At 66.6% G+C, this 6096-nt stretch carries 6 protein-coding genes and 1 pseudogene; 3 read left to right on the forward strand and 4 right to left on the reverse strand.

What is annotated here, in order from left to right; all coding sequences use genetic code 11:
• From ACFQEU_RS10080 to arsB, 3 genes are all read left to right on the forward strand, one after another.
• On the forward strand, positions 1-376 hold a 376-nt coding region (locus ACFQEU_RS10080; RefSeq protein ID WP_465261131.1), incomplete at its 5' end, for a peptidylprolyl isomerase.
• Positions 377-608: 232 nt separating this feature from the next.
• The gene (locus tag ACFQEU_RS10085) at positions 609-1064 is read left to right on the forward strand and encodes a RidA family protein (protein ID WP_379781743.1); all 456 of its coding nucleotides are present in this window, start codon (positions 609-611) and stop codon (positions 1062-1064) included.
• Between the two features lie 108 nt (positions 1065-1172).
• Positions 1173-2351 (forward strand): ACR3 family arsenite efflux transporter, encoded by a 1179-nt coding sequence (gene arsB / locus ACFQEU_RS10090; protein ID WP_379781745.1) that lies wholly within the window; start codon positions 1173-1175, stop codon positions 2349-2351.
• Between the two features lie 94 nt (positions 2352-2445).
• Here the strand turns inward: arsB and ACFQEU_RS10095 are convergent, their stop codons facing one another.
• The 4 genes and pseudogenes from ACFQEU_RS10095 to ACFQEU_RS10110 form a co-directional block, all read right to left on the reverse strand.
• Entirely contained in the window at positions 2446-4224 is a 1779-nt protein-coding gene (locus ACFQEU_RS10095; protein WP_379781747.1) for a hypothetical protein, read from the reverse strand.
• A 43-nt stretch (positions 4225-4267) separates the two neighbouring features.
• Entirely contained in the window at positions 4268-4534 is a 267-nt protein-coding gene (locus tag ACFQEU_RS10100; protein ID WP_379781749.1) for a hypothetical protein, read from the reverse strand.
• A 112-nt stretch (positions 4535-4646) separates the two neighbouring features.
• Positions 4647-5804 carry a cell division protein FtsZ gene (gene ftsZ, locus ACFQEU_RS10105; RefSeq protein ID WP_379781751.1) on the reverse strand — a complete coding sequence of 386 codons (1158 nt, stop codon included), beginning with the start codon at positions 5802-5804 and terminating at the stop codon, positions 4647-4649.
• Between the two features lie 107 nt (positions 5805-5911).
• Positions 5912-6096, reverse strand: a pseudogene (locus tag ACFQEU_RS10110) (D-aminoacyl-tRNA deacylase); the annotation flags it as partial.

The following is a 6096-nucleotide window of genomic DNA, read 5'->3' on the forward strand; positions in this document are numbered from 1 at the left end:
CGTGCCCGCCTCGCTGCTCCCGGCGGATCGACGCGAGGCCGGCCGAACCGTCTCCGTCGCCGGCCGCGAGTGCGTGATCGAGTCCGTCGACGGCGAGACCGCACACCTCGATTACAACCACCCGCTCGCGGGCGTCACGTTGGAGTACGAGGTGACGGTCGAGACGCTGGTGACCGGCGACGACCGGGTCGACGGGCTCCTCGCGCTCCACGGACTCGACGCGGAAGCGACCGCCACCGACGATCAACTCGCCGTCTCCGTCGTCGCAACTGATCCGTCACCGGAACGCGATCGACGGCTCCGGGCGTTCGTCCGGGACGCGAAACGCCTGCTCCCGTTCGATACGGTGTCGCTGACCGAAACGTACTCGTCCTGAACGCCCTCGGGACCGGGCTGCGAGACGCCCGTCCCGGAGCGTTCGAGTCCGCCGTTATCACTGTGGAGCCAGTCCGATACTGAATTCTTGGCCGGAGACGACGGCCGGTTCGGCTTTGGCCCGAGCGCATCCGATACTCCCGATCACTGTTCCAGTGGTTCGGAACTCCCGTTCAGCGTCCGACTCGTACCGGTTCGAAGAGTTTTAATATATGAGCAACTGTTCATCTATTATGGAGCAACAGACGACCGAAACCGAGCGGGCGGACGAGCACCGTGACACGATGGACATCGACCCCGAACTGAGCAACGAAAGCAGGCGACAGCGCGACGGAACCGGAAACATCGGCGCGTTCGGGAAACGAACCGGTTCGTCCGATCTCCGGTTTTTCGAGGGTATTCTCCCCGTAATCGACGGTGACGTGTTGAGTGATCATTCAATCGAAGAACAGTTCTCGACGGCACTCGACAACCTCGAATCCGCGCTCGCCGACAACCGGAGCCTCACGTTCGGGGACGTGATGAAACTGGAGATCCAGCTCACCGATCCGAGCGCCGCGGAGGCGGTCGATCACGTGTACGCGTCGCGGTTCGACGACGTCGAGCTCCCCCCGCGAACCGTCGTCGGCGTCTGCTCGCTCCCCGGTGGTGCGGACGTCCAGCTCGACGTGATCGCCGCCGAAGAGTAGCCGTCCTCAGGATCTCCGTTTCACCGAACTAATGAACCATACCTCGTATCCGACTGCTGCGTATCGCTCCTCGTCGAACCGCACGAGTATCAGGGAGGTGATGGCATCGTGAGCGACACCAGCCACGAACACGGTCCGGACTGTGGCTGTCCGGACTGTGGCGATCCGCGGTCGATGGACTTCCTCGACAAGTACCTGACCGTTTGGATCTTCCTCGCGATGGGGATCGGCGTCGGACTCGGCTACGTCGCTCCCGGGGTCGTCGACCCGATCCAGGAGTACCACCTCGTGGAGATCGGCCTGATCGCGATGATGTACCCGCCTCTCGCGAAGGTGAACTATCGCCAGCTCCCGCGGGTGTTCTCCCAATGGCGCGTGCTCTCCCTGAGCCTGATCCAGAACTGGCTCATCGGCCCGACCGTCATGTTCGCGCTCGCGGTGATCTTCTTCAGCGGGATCGTCCCCGCCTTCCCCGCGCGGCCCGAGTACTTCCTCGGGTTGATCTTCATCGGTATGGCCCGGTGTATCGCGATGGTCCTCGTCTGGAACGACCTCGCGGACGGCTCCAGCGAGTACGCTGCCGGATTGGTCGCGTTCAACAGCGTCTTCCAGATCCTTACGTACGGCGTCTATATCTGGTTTTTCGCGCTGTTCCTGCCGCCGATCCTCGGACTCGACGCGATGGTCGCCGGGATCGGTGCGTTCGACATCACCGTCCAGCAGGTGTTCTGGGCGATCGCGGTCTTCCTCGGGATCCCGTTCGCCGGCGGCGTCGTGACTCGCCTTGGCGGCGTCCGCTCGAAAGGCGAAGAGTGGTACGAAGAGCAGTTCGTGCCGAAGATCAGCCCCCTCACGCTACTCGCGCTGCTGTTCACCGTCATCGTGATGTTCGCCACGCAGGGCGACAACATCATCTCCCAGCCGTTCGACGTGGTGTGGCTCGCCGTCCCGCTCACGATCTACTTCGTCGTGATGTTCCTCGTGAGCTTCGGGATGGGGCGCGGGATCGGCGCGGACTACTCGACGACGACCGCGATCGGCTTCACCGCCGCGAGCAACAACTTCGAGCTCGCGATCGCTGTCGCCGTTGCGGTGTTCGGCGTCGGCTCCGGCGTCGCGTTCGCGACCGTCATCGGTCCGCTGATCGAGGTGCCGGTCCTGCTCGCGCTGGTCCACGTCGCGATCTACTTCCAGGATCGGTTCGACTGGACGGGCTACGAGACCGGACAGCTCGAGAGCACGAGGCCAACCGATGGTTCGGCGTCGTCATCCGTGGACGACGATTGAGGGCCAGCAAGCGTGTCGGGTTCGGCCTCGTCGGTGTCGACACTGACCCGGACCGACCCAGACCGACCCGAACCGCGACGCGGTCCGACGCCACCTATCCCGTCGCCGTCTCGTTGCCCGCCGCTCGCTCGTCGTCGGGTTCGACGATGATCGTCTCCTGGCCGGGCTCGACCGGGATCCGCTCGATGACTTCCCCGTTGTCGTCCGTCACGAGCACGTAGTAAATCGCGTCGACGTCGTCGGTCTCGTCGCCGTCCTCCCCGTCGATCGGACCCAGGTCCTCCTCGGTCACCGTCCCGCGGATGAACTCGCGGACCGCGTCATCGTCGCGGATCTCGACGGCACTACCCGTGTCGGCGTTGACGAACACGTTGCGGGTCACGTCGGTGAAGTCCGTCGGCGTCACCTTGAGGTGCCACCAGAGGTCGCCGTCGACGGTGACGGGGACGGGCTCGGTGATCACGAAGTTCTGCCCCCAGTTAGTCCGTGAGTCCGCCGACCGAGCGATCCCCATCGCGCGTTCCGGACCGGTGAGGGTGTCGTCGCCGGTGCCGAAGTAGGTGTACTCGCCGGTTTCGGCGTCGGCGAACCATACTTCGTCGAGCCCGCGAGTGTCCGCGCCGTACGGCTCCATCGCCGTAACGTATGACATGCGCTCCCCTTCGAGATCGATGACGAACGGCTGCGTGTTGTCGGCGTCCGCGGGGAGGCGAGCGACCTCGACTTCGTCCTCGTGTGCGCCGACGACGGGCAGCTGGTTGACGATCCCGTTACGGTACCCCATCGCGTCCATCTCGGCGCGCGTGAGCGTCGTGGGGTAGAGCCGCTGGCCGTCCAACACCTCGTTGTCGGCCGCTTCGGCGGGCGTGAGGTGTTCGATCGTCCCATCCGGGTGAATCAACGCCCCGCCATCCCACGTCGGCGTCGTGTGCGGTAGCGGCGTCAGGTGCCACTCGTGGACCGTCTTGGGGTAGTACATGTACGGCCGCCCCTCGTGGCTGAACTCGACCGCGTCGTCGTCGTACCGCGCGAAGTAGTCGGTCGTCTTGAGGTTCCAGTCCGCGGATCGCTGGAACAGCATCCCCTCGCCGTAGGTGAAATCCTCCTCGTATGCCCGGATCTGTCGGTCGTCCATCCGGGTCATATCCGTGACGAGCACGCCACGCTGGTTCTCGAGCAGCTGGTTCCGGAACCCGTCGGGTTGGATCGCGTACGACCAAGCGAGCGAGCCGTCCTCCGTGCGGGCGATGTCGCTCGTTCCGAGTCGGTGTTGTCGGTAGGAGACGGAGCCGCGGGTCGTCACGTCCGCGACCATGCGGGGCACCACGCGCGGGTTGTCAGGGTTCGCCTCTGGGAACTCGTCGAGCTCCGTCGCGTCCGCCACGGTCGACTGTGCCAGCGTCCGCTGTTCGAGCGCCCCCGCGGGAACGCCGACGAGGAACGCGACGACGACGAGCACCCCGAGGACGCCGACGAACAGCCGGAGTTTCCGGCCGGCCGCCCCGTCCATGCCGAGGAGGAGGCCGATCGGGTTGTCGGAGTCCTCCAGCCCGTCCATTCGACGCCGCGCGCGCGACGCGCCGCCACCCCCGTCGCCGAGGACCCCTGGCGGTAGGAGCCACAACACTACGGCCGCGAGCGCCGCACCGCCGCCGAACACCGCCGCACCCGGCGAGTAGAGCACGCTGTACACGAGTCCGTGCCACAGCGGTCGAGTGAGATAGCCGATCCCGACGACGATCGCGAGAACGAGCCCGCGCGTGAGCAGGTGCGTCAGCAGCGAGCCACCGCCGAGCCCGCCGCGTCGTCCGCCGTCGTCGTGACCGTCGTTCCCGTCACTGCCGTCGCTTCCGGAGGGCCTGCCGTTCGCCATTGCCCGGAGTTATCTCTCACGGGTGATAAGTGCGCGGACGGCGTCACTCCCCTCGGCCGACCAGCCACTGGAAGCCGCCGGCGATGCCGGCAGCGGTCATCCCGTTCCGAACGACTCCGGGCGCGGCGTCCCACGTCACGGGCTCGCCGACGAGGACGCCACCGGCGACGAGGCTCACGACGGTCGGGACGAACGCGAGGGCGGGGACGCCGACGACCGCGGGGAGCCCGCGGTCGGTGTCCGGCTCCGGTTCGTCGATATCGGGGACTGCGTCTGGATCGGCGGTGAACGACGGGCGGGGCGTGGACATCGTGGTGTTGCGGGCGGACGTGCGATAGGGGGAGGGGCGTGGATATCCGGACCAGCGCGAGTTTCGGAGGGTGATCGGAGTCGACGCGACGGGCGTCGTCGGTCGCGGGCGCTTACTCGACGTAGTCGATGTCTTCCATCTCGGCGGCCGCGGGGGCGTCCTCGCCGTCACCCTGCCGGCCGTAGATCTGCGGCGACTCGACGCCGGTGACGACGATCATCGTCCGCATCTCGCCTTCGAGCTCCTCGTCGACGGAGGTGCCCCAGATGATCCGCGCGTCGGGGTCGATCCGGTCGTAGATCTCCTCGACGACGCCCTCGGCCTCTTCGATGGACATGTCCGTGCCGCCGGTGACGTTGACCAGCGCGGAGTTCGCGCCGGAGATGTCCACGTCGAGCAGCGGCGAGCGGAGCGCGCTCTTCACGGAGTCCTGCGCCTTCGACTCGGAGTCGGACTCCCCGAGGCCGATCATCGCGACGCCGCCCTTCTCCATTACGGTGCGAACGTCGGCGAAGTCGAGGTTGACGAGGCCGGGTTTGGTGATCAGCTCCGTGATCCCCTTCACCGAACGCATCAGCACTTCGTCGGACACTTTGAACGCCTGACGGACGGGGAGCTTGCCGACGGCGTCGAGGAGGCGGTCGTTGGGGACGACGATGACGGTGTCGCTCACGTCGCGGAGACGTTCGAGACCCGCTTCGGCGTTGGTGCGTCGGACCTCGCCCTCCGCGGTGAAGGGGGTCGTGACGATGGCGATGGTCAAGGCCCCGGATTCGCGGGCGGCCTTCGCGACGACGGGCGCGGAGCCGGTACCGGTGCCGCCGCCGAGCCCGGCGGTGACGAACACCATGTCGGAGCCGTCGATGGCGTCTTGGATCTCCTCTTGGGACTCGATCGCGGCCTCCTCGCCGACCTGCGGGAGCGAGCCCGCGCCGCGGCCCTGGGTCTTCTGCTGGCCCATCAGGATCTTCGTGTCCGCCTCGATGTTGACGAGGTGCTGGACGTCGGTGTTGGCCGCGACGAGCTTCGCGCCCTTGATACCCTCCTCGGTCATCCGATTGACCGTGTTACCGCCCGCACCGCCACAGCCGACGACGGTGATGTTCGTCTGGAGGTCTTGGAGGACGTCCTGTAGCTCGTCGTCGGTCATCGTTCCGGTCTGTGGTGGCGCCCCGGCGTGGCCGTCGTCCGCGGGGTCGCCGAGCTCCCCGGCTCCCTCGTCCGGGGCCTCCTCGGCTTCGTCGATGGCGTCCTCAACGATAGAGTCCATTATATGGTCCAGTTGCGACCCGGACGTATTTATTTTTGCCCGATCGTCTGACGCGGGTCGGACGAGAATCAGGGAGCGAGACGCCCGATAGTTCGGGATCCGAACTGCTACTCGGACGGGCCGATCGGGAAGCGTTCTCGAGTCTCGCGTGAGACCTGGACCGGGCGCACTGTCTTGCCATCGACCTCGACCGCCTCGCCGTTCGCCAGCCGGCCGAACGCCGGCCCCTCCGGAACCCCGCGTTTGGCGGCCAGCCCCGGGTCGAACGCGGTCTCGCGTGCGATCACCGCCG

The organism is Halorubrum tibetense, assembly GCF_042661865.1.
In the GTDB taxonomy this organism is placed as follows: Archaea; Halobacteriota; Halobacteria; order Halobacteriales; family Haloferacaceae; genus Halorubrum; species Halorubrum tibetense.